The organism is Streptomyces sp. NPDC059355 (assembly GCF_042752335.1).
Taxonomy (GTDB): Bacteria; Actinomycetota; Actinomycetes; order Streptomycetales; family Streptomycetaceae; genus Streptomyces.
The window spans coordinates 45,765-61,249 of sequence record NZ_JBHYXN010000004.1; the positions used below are offsets into that span (position 1 = coordinate 45,765).

At 74.0% G+C, this 15,485-nt stretch carries 15 protein-coding genes; 12 read left to right on the plus strand and 3 right to left on the minus strand.

All coding sequences use genetic code 11. From position 1 onward, the window contains the following. Window positions 1–14 precede the first annotated feature (14 nt). The 10 genes from ACFXGI_RS05250 to ACFXGI_RS05295 all read left to right on the plus strand — a co-directional run bounded on the left by ACFXGI_RS05250 (window position 15) and on the right by ACFXGI_RS05295 (window position 10,726). Window positions 15–266: an acyl carrier protein gene (locus ACFXGI_RS05250; protein ID WP_384703548.1), complete on the plus strand. Its 252-nt coding sequence runs from the start codon at window positions 15–17 to the stop codon at window positions 264–266. Beyond that, on the plus strand, window positions 266–1,468 hold the full coding sequence (locus tag ACFXGI_RS05255; protein ID WP_384704082.1) for a beta-ketoacyl-[acyl-carrier-protein] synthase family protein: 1,203 nt from the start codon (window positions 266–268) through the stop codon (window positions 1,466–1,468). Before ACFXGI_RS05250 ends, ACFXGI_RS05255 begins: the two co-directional genes overlap by 1 nt. Window positions 1,469–1,527: 59 nt before the next feature. Next, entirely contained in the window at window positions 1,528–3,618 is a 2,091-nt protein-coding gene (locus ACFXGI_RS05260) for a SpoIIE family protein phosphatase (protein WP_384703551.1), read from the plus strand. Between the two features lie 50 nt (window positions 3,619–3,668). Next, entirely contained in the window at window positions 3,669–4,280 is a 612-nt protein-coding gene (locus ACFXGI_RS05265; RefSeq protein WP_384703554.1) for a nucleoside/nucleotide kinase family protein, read from the plus strand. Window positions 4,281–4,626: 346 nt separating this feature from the next. Then, window positions 4,627–5,205 carry an RNA polymerase sigma factor gene (locus ACFXGI_RS05270; protein ID WP_234435147.1) on the plus strand — a complete coding sequence of 193 codons (579 nt, stop codon included), beginning with the start codon at window positions 4,627–4,629 and terminating at the stop codon, window positions 5,203–5,205. Window positions 5,206–6,155: 950 nt separating this feature from the next. Further along, the gene (locus ACFXGI_RS05275) at window positions 6,156–6,959 is read left to right on the plus strand and encodes an IclR family transcriptional regulator (RefSeq protein WP_384704084.1); all 804 of its coding nucleotides are present in this window, start codon (window positions 6,156–6,158) and stop codon (window positions 6,957–6,959) included. Between the two features lie 105 nt (window positions 6,960–7,064). Next, window positions 7,065–7,694, plus strand: coding sequence for a hypothetical protein (locus tag ACFXGI_RS05280; RefSeq protein ID WP_384703558.1), 630 nt, complete (start codon window positions 7,065–7,067; stop codon window positions 7,692–7,694). Between the two features lie 131 nt (window positions 7,695–7,825). Further along, window positions 7,826–8,074, plus strand: a complete 249-nt coding sequence (locus tag ACFXGI_RS05285; RefSeq protein WP_384704086.1) for a ferredoxin — start codon at window positions 7,826–7,828, stop codon at window positions 8,072–8,074. Continuing rightward, entirely contained in the window at window positions 8,067–9,458 is a 1,392-nt protein-coding gene (locus ACFXGI_RS05290) for an NAD(P)/FAD-dependent oxidoreductase (protein ID WP_384703561.1), read from the plus strand. Before ACFXGI_RS05285 ends, ACFXGI_RS05290 begins: the two co-directional genes overlap by 8 nt. Before the next feature lie 26 nt (window positions 9,459–9,484). Further along, window positions 9,485–10,726, plus strand: a complete 1,242-nt coding sequence (locus tag ACFXGI_RS05295; protein ID WP_384703563.1) for a cytochrome P450 — start codon at window positions 9,485–9,487, stop codon at window positions 10,724–10,726. 90 nt (window positions 10,727–10,816) lie between these two features. On the opposite strand, the gene ACFXGI_RS05300 is transcribed toward ACFXGI_RS05295, so the two are convergent. The 3 genes from ACFXGI_RS05300 to ACFXGI_RS05310 form a co-directional block, all read right to left on the minus strand. Further along, entirely contained in the window at window positions 10,817–11,500 is a 684-nt protein-coding gene (locus ACFXGI_RS05300) for an HAD family acid phosphatase (RefSeq protein WP_384703566.1), read from the minus strand. Window positions 11,501–11,588: 88 nt separating this feature from the next. Next, the gene (locus ACFXGI_RS05305) at window positions 11,589–12,347 is read right to left on the minus strand and encodes an SDR family oxidoreductase (protein WP_384703568.1); all 759 of its coding nucleotides are present in this window, start codon (window positions 12,345–12,347) and stop codon (window positions 11,589–11,591) included. Window positions 12,348–12,475: 128 nt separating this feature from the next. After that, window positions 12,476–13,498, minus strand: a complete 1,023-nt coding sequence (locus tag ACFXGI_RS05310) for an alpha/beta hydrolase family esterase (protein WP_384703571.1) — start codon at window positions 13,496–13,498, stop codon at window positions 12,476–12,478. Between the two features lie 85 nt (window positions 13,499–13,583). Between ACFXGI_RS05310 and ACFXGI_RS05315 the strand changes: the two genes are divergently transcribed. Next, window positions 13,584–14,552 carry a LysR family transcriptional regulator gene (locus ACFXGI_RS05315; protein WP_384703574.1) on the plus strand — a complete coding sequence of 323 codons (969 nt, stop codon included), beginning with the start codon at window positions 13,584–13,586 and terminating at the stop codon, window positions 14,550–14,552. Beyond that, window positions 14,549–15,421, plus strand: a complete 873-nt coding sequence (locus tag ACFXGI_RS05320) for a serine hydrolase (protein ID WP_384703577.1) — start codon at window positions 14,549–14,551, stop codon at window positions 15,419–15,421. Before ACFXGI_RS05315 ends, ACFXGI_RS05320 begins: the two co-directional genes overlap by 4 nt. Window positions 15,422–15,485: the final 64 nt, after the last annotated feature.

A 15,485-nucleotide genomic window follows, 5' to 3' on the forward strand; every position in this document is an offset into this window, starting at 1 on the left:
AAATGAGAGATACCGTGACTACTTCCGCGCCGGAATCCGTCCTTGACGTGATCACCGACCTTCTCGTCGAGAAGTTCGAAGTCCCCTCCGAAGAGGTGCGGGGGAGCGCGCCCATGAGCGACCTGCTGATCGATTCCCTCATGATCGTCGAGATGGCCATCGCCGTTCACGAGACGCTCGGCATCAAGGTCGAGGAGGAGGAGCTCCGCGTCGCCACCCTCGCCGAGTTCGCCGCATCCGTCGACGAACGGCTGGCGGGCCGTTGATCAGACGCCCCGAGGCCGTCGTGACCGGGCTCGGACTGGTCACGGCGGCCGGATGCGACCGGGACACCACGTGGTCGGCGGTCCGCGCCGGCCGCGCCACGGCCGCCCCCGACCCCCTGCTGCACGGCCTGCCCGTCACGCTCAGCTGCCGCGTGCCCGAGCTGGACCACCCGGTCCTGCGCCGGCGCGGGGCGGCCCGGCTGGACCCGGTCGACCGGTTCGGCCTGGTGGCCGCGGCGCAGGCACTCGAGCAGGCCGGGCTCGACCCGCGGGAGTGGGACGGCAGCCGGGTCGCCGTCGTCACCGGCGGCGGCGTCGGCGGTCTGCGGACCCAGGACCAGGCACTCGCCCGGCTCGGGGAGCAGGGACCGGAGTTCGTCTCCCCGTACTTCCTCCCCGGCTATCTGATCAACATGACGTGCGCCAACATCGCGCTGCGCTTCGGGGTGACCGGGCCCGCCCTCGCCACCTCCACGGCCTGCGCCTCGGGCACCACCGCCCTCGGCCTCGCCCGGGACCTGCTGGCGACCGGCCAGTGCGACATCGCCCTCGTCTGCGGCGCCGAGGCGGCCGTCACCCGGCTGATGGTGACGGGGTTCTCCCAGCTGGGCGCCCTGTCGGACACGGGATCGCGGCCCTTCGACGCCACCCGCGACGGGTTCGTCATCGCAGAGGGGGCCGGAGCGCTGGTCCTGGAGCGCCCCGGGCACGCCGCCGCCCGGGCGGCCCGGCCCCTCGCCCGCCTGATCGGCCACGCCGCCTCGACGGACGCGCACCACCTCGTGGCGCCGCATCCCGAAGGGCGGGGCGCCGAGCAGGCCGTCCGCGCCGCCCTCGCGGACGCGGGGGTCGGTCCCGAGGACGTCGGCCACGTCAACGCGCACGGCACCTCGACCCGGCGGAACGACGCCGTCGAGGCCGCCGTCCTGCGCCGCGTCTTCCCCCACCGGCCGCCCGTCACCTCGGCCAAGGGCGCCCTCGGGCACACGCTCGGGGCCTCGGGGGCCATCGAGGCCGCCCTGACCGTCCTGGCGCTGGCCGAGGGAATCGTTCCGCCCACGGCCGGGCTGGCCGCGACCGCCCCCGGGACGGACATCGACGCCGTCGCCGGAACGGCCAGGAAGCACGCCGCACAGGTCGCCGTCAGCAATTCCTTCGGGTTCGGCGGCCACAACGCGGTGGCGGTGCTCGCACGCCCCTGACGGCGCCGGGGGGCGTCCCCGGGCCCGCCGGGCGACCATGGGGGTGTGGAAGGTGCGCCATGACCGAGCAGACGCCCATCGAGGATCTGATCAGCGGTGCCGCACAGGACGCCGGAGGCTGGCTCGGCTCCCTGCCCGTGGCGCAGCTGGCCACAGGCGCCGACGGGACGATCGTCCGCTGGAACCGGGCGGCACAGGAGCTGCTCGGCTACGCCCCGCCGCAGATCGTCGGCCGCCACATCGCCGACCTCCTCCACCCGGGAGCCGACCGCAGCCTCGGCCGCGCCCTGTGGGAGACCGCCGTCACCGGACGCGGGGTGATGGGCACCGTGACCGCCTGGCACCAGGACGGGCACCCGCTGGAGCTGGAGATCTGGGCCTGCCCGGTGCCCAGCCGGCGGCACGGCACCTCCGCGGTGCTGGTCTTCGCCGCCGACGCCCACGCGGCCCGCCGGATCCGGGGATCGTCGGCGGTCTGGGACGGACTCTTCGCCCGCTCACCCGTCGGCATCGCCATCCTCGACACGCAGCTGCGGTTCCTCCAGGTCAACCCGGCCCTGGAGGTCATGAACGGCCTCCCCGAGTCCGCCCACATCGGACGGCGCCTCGTCCAGGTCCTGCCCGAGGTGAACGCGGGGGACATGGAGGACGCGATGCGGCAGGTCCTGGCCACCGGGGAGCCGGTGCTGGACCGCCGACGCTCGGGCCGCACCCCCGCCGAACCCACCCGCGACCGGGTCTGGGCGTGCTCGTACGTCCGCGTCGAGGACCCGGGCGGCCGGCCGATCGGCGTGATCGCCTCCCTGCTCGACATCACCGAGCAGCAGCGCGACCACATCGAGGCCGAAGCCGGCCGCCGGAGGCTGGCGCTGCTCAGCGAGGCCAGCGTCCGCATCGGCGCGAGCCTGGAGCTGGAGCGCACCGCGCAGGAGCTGGCGGAGCTCGCCGTACCGCAGCTCGCCGACGCCGCCACCGTGGACGTACTGGACACCCTCGCGCGCGGTGACGAGCCCGGCCCGGGGCTCGCCGGGGGCGTGGGCCTGCGGCGCCTCGGCAAAGCGCCGCTGACCGGCTCCGCGGTGATCGGCATCCTCGCCCCGCTGGGCAGGACCCTCGTCTTCCCGGCCGCCGCCCCCTACACCCAGGCCCTGGCCGCCCGCAGACCCTTCGTGATCGCGCACCTGGACGAGCAGGCCGTCGCCTCCGCCGCCCGCCACACGGGCAAGCCCGCCCAGCTCCTGCCCGTCGGCGTGCACTCGTTCATGATGACTCCGCTGGTCGCGCGGGACCTCGTACTGGGCGTCGCGACGTTCTACCGCACCAGCCCCGTCGGCCCGTTCGGCCCCGACGACGTCACCCTCGCCGGGGAGCTCGCCGCCCGCGCCGCCATCAGCATCGACAACGCGCGCCTCTACCACCGCGAACACGAGACCGCCGTCGTCCTCCAGCGCAGCATGCTGCCCCAGCACATCACCCCGCCGCCCGGCATCGAGGTCGCCCACCGCTACCTGCCCGCCAGCGACGTCAACGAGATCGGCGGCGACTGGTACGACGTCCTGCACCTCCCCGGCGGCAAGGCCGCCCTGCTCATCGGCGACGTCATGGGCCACGGCATCGGGGCCGCGGCGGTCATGGGACGCCTCTCCGCCAGCGTGCGCGCCCTCGCCCGGCTCGACCTCGCCCCCGAGGCCCTGATGCACCAGCTGGAAGCGACGCTCGACGACCTCGCCGATCCGATGATCGCCACCTTCCTGTACGCCGTGGTCGACCCCGAGACCGGCCGCTGCCGCATCACCCGCGCCGGGCACCCGCCGCCCGCGACCGTCACCCCCGACGGCACGGTCCGCCTCCTCGACCTGCCGCCCGGCACTCCGCTGGGCGTCGGCGGGACCGTGTACTCCTCCACCGAGCTGACCCTGCCCCCGGGCAGCCTCCTCGTCCTGTACACCGACGGCCTCGTCGAGGCCCGCGGCAGCGACATCGACGAGCGCCTGGCGGAACTGACCCGGCTGCTCACCGAACCCCCACGCTCGCTGGACCACTTGTGCGACTCGCTGATCGCGCAACTGGTCCCGGCGTCCGCGGACGACGACATCGCCCTGCTCGTCGCCCGCGTGGGCACCGACCCCCACACGCCGCCCCCTCCCTGAGGCGGGGCCGGGCCCGGTCCGCCGGACACCCCCTCGTGCAGGATGGCGGGATGGAGTTCACCGAACTGGAGGAGCGGGCCCGTGCGCTCGCGGACTCGGGCGTGCGCAGGATCCTCGGCATCACCGGGCCGCCCGGAGCCGGCAAGTCCACCCTCGCCGCCCGCCTCGCGCGGGCGCTCGGTCCCGAGCGGGCCGTCGTCGTACCGATGGACGGGTTCCACCTGGCCCAGGCCGAACTGGAGCGGCTGGGACGGGCCGACCGCAAGGGCGCCCCCGACACCTTCGACGCCGCCGGGTACGCGGCGCTGCTGGCCCGGCTGCGCACGCCCGCGGCCGCCGCGGTCTACGCCCCGGCCTTCGACCGGTCGTTGGAGGAGCCCGTCGCCGGGAGCATCCCCGTCGGCCCGGCCGTACGCCTGGTGATCACCGAGGGCAACTATCTGCTGTACGAGGCGGGGGAGTGGGCGGCGCTGCGGGAGCTCCTCGACGAGGTCTGGTTCCTCGCGCCCGACGACGCCCTGAGGGTCAGGCGGCTGGTCGACCGCCACGTACGCCACGGCATGGCGCCGGCCCACGCCGAGGAGTGGGTGGCGCGCTCGGACGAGGCGAACGCCCGCCTGATCGCCGCCGGTCGGATCCGGGCCGACCTGGTGGTGGAGTAGGGGCGTACGCGGCGGCCAAGGGGGCGCGCAGCGGATCAGATGCGCCATTTCCCGAAAGATTTCCGTCGACAGCCGTGCACATTCGGGCGTGTTTTCCGATGGGGTGGTGTTGGGGGAGCGGCCGGTCCGACCGGCCGCTGGATGTGGGGGGCAGGCATGTCCGTTCCGTTCTCTTCACCGGAAGGCTTCCCGCCGACGTGAATCGTTTCCAGACCTTCACTCCCGTGCTGATACTCGTCGCCTTCGTCGCTTTCGATGCCGTCAGGAGACACCCACGCCTGCCGGGTGCGAGGCCCCGGGCGGCGACCGCTCGTGCCGGCGACGACCGGCATCCCTGGAGGAGCGCATGAGTGAGGGCGAGTTCGACCCGTCCGGGGACCGGGCGGTCTCCAGCGAGCTGGCCGGCGTCCTGCCGGTGGAGTTCAGCGCGTTCCACTCCCAGCACCACCGCGCCTACCTGCGCTACGCACACCTGCAGCTGGGCTCCCGCCAGGACGCCGAGGACGTCGTCGACGACGTGTTCACCTTCCTGCTGAAGGTGTGGCGCCAGGCACTGAAGGAGGCGAGCCTGCACGGCTTCGCCTGGGCGGTGCTGCGCGAACACGTCGCACGCAGGCTGGCGCTCCTCGGCCGGCCGGCCGCCATGGTCGAGACGGCCTGGTTCGCCGCGCTGCGCCGTGCGTCCCGGCACCGGATGGAACTGCTGGAGGCCAAGCTGGGCCTGTACGCGGCGATCGCGTGCCTGCCCGAACGGCACTACGACGTGGTGTTGCTGGCCTTCCTGCTGGGGTACGACAACGGCACCGTCGGCCGGATGATGGGGATCTCCCCCGCGGCGGTCCGTTCGCACATTCGAGGCGCGAGCCGAATCCTGTCCCACAAACTCGGGGCGGACTGGGCGCCTGGAGAGGAGAAGGGCCAGTGAGCGACATGTCGGCCGACCACGACGCCGTGCCGGGGGAGAAGCTGGCGGCGGCACTGGAGGACGCCGAGGTGCTGGTGGAGGAGTACGCCGGCTACGACGAGGACGCCGCCCGGCGGCGCATCGCCCGCCGCATCGCGGCGGACCGGGCCCGCTCGGCGACCGGCGCCACCGGCCTCGGCGGCTTCCCTGCACCGGCCTCCCTCACCGGCCGCAGGCCGCTGCCCGCGCTCGTGCCCAGTCCGGCGGACGACCTCGTACTCGACGCCGCCTGCCACGTACGGGCAGCGCGGGCGCTGGACGACCTGGCCTGGTCGCTGGCCGAGAGCCGGCCCTTCGCCGAGCTGGCCCTCGCCGCGGGGACCTGGCCGCACGGATCGGAACCGGCCCTGCTGTTCGGCTGTCTCCTGCATCTGGCCGACCGGATGGAGGGCGCGCAGTTCTGGTTCCAGTACGCGGCCGGATCGGGATCGCGGACCGCCGCGAGCCTCCTGCACCTCCACCACCTCGCACGCGCCGAGGTGGACACCGCCCGGCACTGGAAGGCACTGGCCGAGGCGCTGCCCCCGGACGAGGGTCTGCCGCACCTGCCGGAGGTCCCGGAGAACCTGGAGGAGGCCCTCGGCGCCTCGGTCATCTGGACCTCACCGCCGATCAGCACCCAGGACCTGACCGCCCTCACGGCGGTGAGAGGGCACGGCGGGCGGCCCCCCTACCGGCTGCCCGCCCGGCTGCGGAGGGCCGTGACGGCCCTGAGCTGGAACGACGACCAGGACCTGGGGGAGGTGTTCCTCCTCGGCCCGCACGTGGCGGTGGCCGTCGCCCAGCACGCGCGGCTGAACCTCCTGCACCTGACGGACGAGGCGAACGCCTGGGCACTGGAAGCGCTCCGGCAGCCGCAGCCGGAACGCGCCGGGCGCAGAGCCTCCGAAGGGCGGCCGGCGCCGGTCGCGATGGAGGCCGTCCACCGGGCGCTGCGCGTCCTGGAGATCGTCAACCGGTACTCCGGCGGGGTGAGCCTCGCCCAGATCGCCCGCGAGACGCGGCTGCCGCAGCTGGTGCTGGCCCGGGTCATGGAGCAGCTCGTACGGGCGAACCTGGCGGCCCCGGCCGCCCCCGGCGCGTACATCGCGGGCCGGGCGCTCTTACTGACCGAGGCGGCGTCCGGCGACGGGCACGGACACCTGCAGGAGACCCTCGCCTGGGTCCGGGACGCGGTCGGGGCCGCCGTCTACGTGGCCCGCTACACCGACGGCGAGGTGTGCATCACCCAGTACGCCGACGGTCCGGCGACCCCGCTCGTGGACGAGTGGGTCGACTTCCGGGCCGCCGCCCACGCCTCGGCGGTCGGCAAGGCCCTGCTGGCGCAGCTCGGTTCCGACGGCCGCAAGGACCACCTGTCCCGCCACCGGGCGGCGCGGTTCACGGCCCACACCATCACCCGGCAGGACGAGCTCTTCCGCCAGCTCGACACCCGCCGGCCCGGTGCCCCCCTGCTGGACCTCCAGGAGTACGCCGTGGGCACGGTCTGCGCGGCCGTCCCGATCACCTCGGGCCCCAACGCCGAATGCCTGGCCCTGTCCATCCCGGCCCCGGACCCGCACCGCCTCGTGCAGGCCGCCAGGATCCTGCAGAGCGAGGCCTCGGCGGTGCTGCTCGCCCTGATCGTGGCCGGCACCGGCCCGGGCGCCTCCCGTACGGCCGCCGAGCGGGAGGAGGTGGCGGGAGAGCCGGGCAGCATCCTCATCACAACCTAGGAGGTGTTCGGTCCCCGGGCGCGGTCCTCCCGCGGACCGCCCCGGGCGTCACCCGACCGCGCTGCCCCGCTGGCACGCGGGCCCGGTGGGCGGCTTGCTGGAGGAATGACACAGGCACCGGGGCGGACCCGGCAACAAGCCCTGAGCACGCCCAAGGCCGCAGGGCTGGCGGGGGTCGTCTTCGCCGTCCTGCTCGCGACGGCGATGGTGCTCGCCCGGATCGCCCTGCCCGAAGGGGGCGGCGGCGAAGACCTGAAGGTCGCCCAGGGCGAGCGGGGGGCACTGCAGACGGCGACCGAGCTCGTTCCGTTCGCCGGCATCGCCTTCCTGTGGTTCATGGGCGCACTGCGCGAGCACACCGGGGAGGCCGAGGACCGGTTCATCGCGACCGTGTTCCTGGGCAGCGGACTGGTCTTCGTCGCCTGCCTCTTCGGCGCCGTCGCCGCCGCCGGGACCGTGCTCGACGCCGAGGACCCCACCGGCTTCGGCCGCCATTTCGCGTACACGCTGCTCACCACGTACGGGATGCGGATGGCCGCCGTCTTCGTCCTCGCGACGTCGACGCTCGGCCGCAAGCTCCGAGTCCTGCCCAGACCCCTGGTCGCGATCGGGACCGTGGCCGGTCTGCTCCTGCTGGTGGTGGGCTCCAGCGTGCCTTACTGCGAGCTCGTCTTCCCGGCCTGGGCGCTGCTCATCAGCCTGTACATCCTGCGCATCGCCCGCCGCTCCGCGTGATCCCCACCGGGCCGCGCCGCGTCACCGCCACCCCGCCGTCACCCCAATGGCCTTGCCGGACGGGCCGTCCCGCTCTCCCGGCCGCACGCTGGCCGGGAAGCCGGAGGGGCCAACGAAAGGACTGGACCTTGCTGAGGCTTGTCGTCGATCTCAATCGGTGCCAGGGATACGCGCAGTGCGCCTTCCTCGCACCCGACGTCTTCGCGATGCACGGAGACGAAGGCCTGCTCTACGACCCGCAGGCGCAGGACGCCCACCGTGAGCGCGTGGCCCAGGCGGTCGCCGCCTGCCCCGTGCAGGCGATCCTCGTGGACGAGCTGGACATGGCCGCCACCGCGCCCGGCGCCCCGGGTGCCGCCGGGGAGGCATCCGATGGCTGACACCGCCCTGGACCACCTCAAGGCGAACGGCCGGATCGTCGTCGTCGGCGCCTCGCTCGCCGGGCTGCGCGGCGCCGAGACCCTGCGCGAGAAGGGCTTCAAGGGCTCGCTGACCATGATCGGCGACGAGCCCCACGAGCCGTACGACCGCCCGCCCCTGTCCAAGCAGGCGCTGCTGGGCATGGGGACGGCCGAGGGCACCGCGCTGCCCCGCCGCCGCGACATCGACGCCGAATGGCGCCTCGGGGTGGCGGCCAGCGGCCTCGACATGGCGGCCCGGCGGGTCAGACTCGCCGACGGGGACGAGGTCCCCTACGACCGGCTGCTGATCGCCACCGGCGTCCGGGCCCGGCCCTGGCCGAACCAGGCCGAGGGCGAGCTCGACGGCGTGTTCGTGCTCCGGACCCGCGACGACGGAGTGGCCCTGGCCCGGCGGCTCGACGCCGGCCCGCGCCGGGTCCTGGTCATCGGCGCCGGGTTCACCGGCTCCGAGATCGCCTCCGCCTGCCGCGAGCGAGGCGTGGAGGTCACCGTCGCCGAGCGCGCCGACGCGCCCCTGGTCGGAGCCCTCGGCGGGGTCATCGGCGCGGTCGCCGCCGAACTCCACCGGGAGAACGGCGTCGACCTGCGCACCGGAATCATGGTCACGGCCCTGGAGGGCGACTCCACCGGGCGGGTCCGCGCCGCGCACTTCTCCGACGGCACGTCGCTGGAGTGCGACGTCGTGGTCGTCTCGCTCGGAGCCCAGCGCAACACCGATTGGCTGACCGGCTCCGGACTCGGCGCGGGCCCCCGCGGCATCGCCTGCGACGCGGGCTGCCGGGCCTTCGACATCCGCGGCATCGTCACCGACGACATCTTCGTGGCGGGCGACGTCGCCCGCTCCCCGCACCCGCTGTTCGGATACCAGTTCCTGTCCCTGGAGCACTGGGGCAACGCCGTCTCGCAGGCGGAGACCGCGGCCCACAACATGCTCAGCGAGAGCACCGAGCGCCGCCCGCACATCTGGGTGCCGGCCTTCTGGTCCTCGCAGTTCGGGGTGAGCATCAAATCGGTCGGAGTGCCCTCGATGGGCACCGAGATCATGATCACCCAGGGCTCGCGCGCCGAACGCCGCTTCACCGGCGTCTACGGCTACCAGGGCCGCGTCATCGGGGCGGTCACCTTCGACAACTCGCGCTGGCTGCAGTTCTACCAGCAGCAGATCGAGGCCACCGCGCCGTTCCCGCCCCCGTTCCCCACGGTCGACCGGCGCCCCGAGGGGCAAAAGCCCCTCCCCGCGGACTTCCCGGACCCCTCCGTGCCCACGCACGGGCCGACCGTCACCCTCAGCGGATACTCGCCGGCCGACCGGCGCCTCACGTTCACCCCCGCCGGGCACTGACCCGCCCGCCCTCCGGAGGACCCGGCATGAAGCAAGGCATCCTGAGCGACATCCTCGACTACTCGAACCGCGCGAACCCGTACCCGCTGTACGCGGAGCTGCGCAAGACCCCGGTCTTCCACGACGGGGACGGCCCGTACGTCATCAGCACGTACCACCACATCCAGGGCCTGCTGCACGACCCGCGGCTCAGCTCCGACGCCCGCAACCTGGCTGCCGGCGCCGGGGACCCGCTGGCCGGGGCGGAGGAGGAGGGCGCCTCGGCCCTGCCGCCGAGCTTCCTCAAGCTGGACCCGCCGGAGCACGACCGGCTGCGCCGGATGACCAACCGCCCCTTCGGGCCGCCGCACTCCCCGCACCGCGTCGACGACATGCGCGGCTTCCTGCACACCACCGTCACCGGACTCATCGACAACCTCGGCGACCCGGAACGGATCGACCTGGTCGACCAGTTCGCCTACCCGTTCCCCGTCACCATGATCTGCCGGCTGCTCGGCGTACCGCGCGAGGACGAGGCCCGCTTCCACGTCTGGGCCGACACCCTCGCCGCGAGCCTGGACCCCGACCCCGGCGCAGACCCGAAGGAACGGGAGAAGACGACCCACGACGCCCGGATGGAGCTCGGCATGTACCTGGCCGGGCTCATCGAGGAGCGCCGCAAGAACCCAGGCGAGGACATGCTCTCCCAACTGGCCGTCGGACACGGCCAGGACGAGACCATGAGCACGATGGAACTGCTCAGCACCGCGGCCCTGCTGCTCATCGCGGGCCACGAGACGACGGTCAACCTCATCACCAACGGGATGCTGACCCTGCTGCGCAACCCGGACATCCTCCGGCAGCTGCGGGAGACGCCCGACCTCGCCGTGCCGCTGGTGGAGGAACTGCTGCGGTTCGAGCCCCCGGTGCAGCTGCTGCCGCAGCGCACCCCGCTCGTGGACATCGAGATCGGCGGGGTCACGATCCCCAAGGGTTCGTCGATGTGGCTGGTCCTCGCCGCCGGCAACCGGGACCCGGACCGCTTCGAGGACCCGGACCGCTTCGACCCGTACCGCAAGGACGTCCAGCACCTCGGCCTCGGCAGCGGCATCCACAGCTGCTTCGGTGCCCCGCTGGCCCGGCTGGAGGCGCAGCTCGCGCTGACCGAGCTGGCCCGCCGCCTGGAGAATCCGCGCCTGGTCGAGGACCCGCCGCCCTACCGGCAGAACGCGGTCCTGCGCGGTCCGCGCCACCTGCGGATCACCTGCGACGGGGTCCGTCCCTCCTGAGGCGGAAGCAGCCGGCGCCCGGACCCCGGGGAGGCCGGAGTACCGGTGCCGACCGCCCGCCTGTGCGCGGGCGGTCGGCACCGGAGGCGGCTAGGACAGCTTGCCGTCGTAGTCCGGCAGCTTGAAGGTGCGCTCCGCGTGGCCGCCGACCAGGTCGCTGTTGTTGTTGCCGATGTTGGCGATGATCGTGTAGCCGCGGCCCTCGATCTCGGCGCGCTTGCCCGTCTTGTACGCGCTGACCTCGTCGAAGAGGTCGGGCAGGTCCCGGACGTACAGGCCCGTGACGGGGTAGCCGACCGCCTTGAGGTTGTGCTCGGTGAGGGACTGGATGATCCCGGGGCGGGCGGTGACGAAGAAGATGGCGACACCGTGGTCGTCGGCGTACCGGGTCAGGTCGCGGACCTCGGAGATCGCCGGGGTCGGGAAGGTCCAGAACCAGTGGAAGTCCGTCTCCAGTGAGGAGTTGTCGATGTCCAGGACGATCGCGGGCTTCTCGCCGGCGGGCGACCGGGCGATGCGCTGCTCGACGTACGGGCGCGCCGTGGCCATGACGGCGGCCACGTCACGCTTCCACGTGCCGTAGTCGACCCCGCGGATGAGCGCGTTTCCGCCGGGCGCGGAGGCGGTGGCCGAGGCCGGGGCGACCGCCGGGGCGGGGACCGGAGCGGGCGCGGCCTGGGCGGAGGCGGTGGGGGCCAGCATCAGGACGACGGTGGCCGCGGCCGTGCCGGTGGCGGTGCCGAGCAGGCGGACGCGGGCGCGGGTGCTGCGCATGTGGGGGCGCTCCTCAATGGCTGAATTGACATGTACGGAGCCAGAATCCGTAAGATCGAACCCCCTGTCTACTGGTCGGTAGTTAAATTCAGGTGGCCGTCCAGCCACCATCGAGGGGGAGCGAGGTTCCGGTGAGGTAGCCGGTGTGGGGTCCGCACAGCCATACCGCGGCCGCCGCGACCTCCTCCGGTTCGATCAGCCGCTTGATCGCGGACCGGGTGAGCAGTACCTCGGACAGGACCTCGCCGGGGCCGATGCCGTGCGCGGCGGCCTGCTGTCCGATCTGCGCCTCGACCAGGGGCGTGCGGACGTAGCCCGGACTGATGCAGTTGCTCGTCACCCCGTACGGGGCGCTCTCGACCGCGGTCACCTTGTTCAGCCCCTCCAGTCCGTGCTTGGCGGCCACGTACGCGGACTTGTACGCGCTGGCCCGCAGCCCGTGGGCGCTGGAGATGTTGACCACCCGCCCCCAGCCGGCCGCGTACATGTGCGGCAGCACGTGCCGCAGCAGCAGGAACGGCGCGGTGACCATCACCTGCTGGATCAGGGTGAACAGCTCGGCCGGGAACTCCGTGATGGGGGCGACGTGTTGCAGGCCCGCGCTGTTGACCAGGATGTCCACCGCCCTCGGCAGCCGCTCGATGGCGGCCGGGTCGGCGAGGTCGACGACGTGCGCCGTCCCGCCGACGAGTGCGGCGACGGACGTGGCCGGCTCCCCGGCGATGTCGGCCACGTGCACGGTGGCGCCCGCCTCGGCCAGGGCGATCGCGCAGGCCCGGCCGATACCGCTGCCGCCGCCGGTCACCAGAGCGACGCGCTCCCGCAGGAAAGGAAGTTGGCTCGTCATGGCTGAACCCTAGGGAGGGCGGACGGCCGCGCCCATGGCCCCGCGCACCACACTCGGGGGCCGAGGTGTGGTGCGCGGGGCCATGCGCGATGCCGTGCGGCGAAGGCTGCCGTGCTGGCGTGTTGGCGTCAACGCTTCTGCGCGGCGAGGAAGCCGAGCAGGGTGCTGCTCGCGTCCAGTGCGGTGCTGACCGAGCCGAAGCCCGCGGGCGGCGGCACGGTCGAGCCGGGCCAGGTGTGGCCGGCCCCGTGCATGACGAGCAGTCGCACCTCGGCCCCCGCGGGGCCGGCCGGCCAGGTGACGGAGTCGTAGCCGGGCTTGCCCTCCTCGGCGGGTCCGCCGGCCCCGCCCGCGGCGGCGAACGCCTCCGCGCTGGCCCGGGCTGACACGGTCGCGGTGATGGGCTCCTCCCCGGGGGCGGCCGGTCCGGGGGCGGGCAGGCCGGCCAGTGGCCGTACGGGGTCCTCCGCCCCGTAGACGATCAGGACGGGCACCGGACCGGTGGGGTTCACGGCGGCGGCCCCGGTGGGGAGTTCACCGGAGACCGAAGCCGCGCCCGCGACCAGGTCCGGGCGCTGCGCGGCCATCCGCAGGGCCATGGAGCCGCCGTTGGAGAACCCGGCGACGTAGACCCGGTGCGGATCGGCCCGGCCCGTGCGCACGAGCTCGCCGATCAGCGCCTCGGTGAACCGGACATCGGCGTCCGGATCAGGCCGCTGCGCGGTGGCGGCGGTGCCGGCGCCCCAGCCCTTGCCCAGTGCCTCCGGGTACACGAGGAGCATGCCGCGGGCCTCGGCGGCCTTGTCCAGGGCGCTCTGCCTCCGCATCTGTTCGGCGTCGGCTCCGCGCCCGTGGAAGGCGATGAGGAGCGGCCGCGGTCCGCCGCCCTCCGCGGCCGGGCGGTGCATCAGGTACTCCCGGGTGCCGTCGCCCACGGTCAGCCGCTCCCGGCTGTCGACGCCGGGGGTGGGGGCGGAGGCGGAGGCGCTCGTGCTCACGGCGGGCCCGGCCGCGGCGGGCGGCCGGGAGGCCGTCGAACAGCCGGTGAGCCCGGCGGCGGTCAGCGAGAGGCCGAGGGCCAGGGCGGCGGCGTACGAGGCGCGCCGGGTGGCCGTGCGGCGCAGGGACGGGGAGAAGCGGTTCGAGGACATGCCGTGAGCACAACACCGACGCCCATCCTCCGTCCAAGATCGATATGGATCTCGGATCGATCAAAATCGGATATCGTTGCCGGTCGTGGACCTGATCCGGCATCTGCAGTGCTTCGTCGCTGTTGCAGAAGAAAGACATTTCGGCCGTGCCGCCGAGCTGCTCGGCATGGCCCAGCCACCCCTGTCCCAGCGCATCCGGCGCCTGGAGCGCGAGCTCGGCGTCCGGCTCTTCGAACGCACCAGCCGCCAGGTGACGATCACCGCGGCCGGCACGATGTTGCTGGAGGACGCCCGCCTGCTGCTCGCCCGGGCGGACGCCCTCGCCGCCACCGCCCGCCGCATCCGCGACGGCGAGAGCGGACTCCTGCGCGCCGCCCTCCCGCCCGATCTCGCCGGCGAGGCGATCGCCGCGATCCTGGCCGCCTTCCGGCAGCACCACCCCGGCGTGGAGCTGGAGCTCCACGAGCTGTCCACCGCCGAGCAGCTGGCCCGGTTCACCTCGCGCGAGCTCGACGTCGGGCTCGTCCGGCACCCCTGCGACATCGCGGGGCTGGAACTCGGGCCGGTCCTGCGCCGCGAACTCGGCGTGCTGCTGCCCCGCGAGGCCCCTGCCGCATCCCTGGAGGAGGTACCGCTCGCCGCCCTCACCGGATACGGCCTCGTCCTCTTCCCGCGCGCCGAGGCCCCCGCCCTGCACGACGACGTGCTGAACACCTGCGCCCGCGGCGGCTACACCCCCGCCGCCGTCCGCCAGGGCAGCGGGCCCGGCTTCGTCCGCGGCCTCGTGCTCTCCACGAACACCGTGGCCTTCGCACCCCGCGACAGCGGGTCGGCCGACGCCCCGGGCCCGCACGCCGACATCGTGTGGCGCCCCCTCGCAGGCGCCCCGCTGGCCTGGCGCCACAGCGTCGCCTGGCCCCGGGGCCGCGGCGACGCCGCCGTCGGCGCCTTCGCCGAAGCGACCACGCGGACCCTGTGGAACACTGCGGCGGTGACCGCCGACGTACCCGCGCGGCCGCTCCACCTGCGCCCGGCAGCGGAGTACTGGCTGTGAACCACCCCCTGCGCCGCATCACCGCGGCCTTCGCCGAAGCCGGCGTCAGCGGCCGGCTGCACGCCGTGGACATCGATTCCGGTACGGAGATCGACGCCGGCGCGGACCACCCGGTCGTCACCGCCAGCGTGCACAAGCTCTGCCTGCTCGTCGCCCTCCACCAGCAGGCCGCGGCCGGCCGCCTGGACCTCACCGAACAGGTCGAGTGCCCGCCGGCCGACCGCACGGCCGGCCCCACCGGACTCGCCGCCATGCTGGATCCCGTACGCATGTCCCTGCGCGACGCCGCGTACCTGATGACGGCCGTCAGCGACAACGCCGCCGCGGACCTGCTCCTCGCCCGGATAGGCCTCGACGGCGTCAACGAGGCCACGGCCCGGCTCGGCCTGACCCGTACCCGCGCCGTCCACACCTTTCGCTCGCTCTTCGCCGGCGTCCGGGAGGACGCCGGCCCGGCCGGCGCCCGGGCCCTGGCCGATCCGCAGGTCCTCGCCCGGCTCCGCGCCCTCGACCCGGCCCGCAGCAACCGCAGCACCCCCCGGGACATGACCCGGCTCCTCGCCGCCGTCTGGCGCGACGAGGCCTGCACCCCCGAACACGGGGCCGCCATCCGCCGCCTGCTCGGACTCCAGGTGTGGCCGCACCGGATGGCCGCCGGATTCCCCTTCGACGACGTCCACGTGGCCGGCAAGACCGGCAGCCTGCCGACCGTGCGCAACGAGGTCGGCGTCATCGAGTACCCCGACGGCGGCCGCTACGCCGTGGCCGTCTTCACCCGCGCCGCCAACCCCGCGGCCACCCTCCCCGCGGCCGACGCCGTGATCGGCACCACCGCCCGCATCGCCGTCGACGCCCTGCGCGCGAAGTAGCCCCGCGGGACCGCAGGTGAGTGCCCGCGTACTCCGGGGGGAGTACGCCCGATCGGCCCGCCCG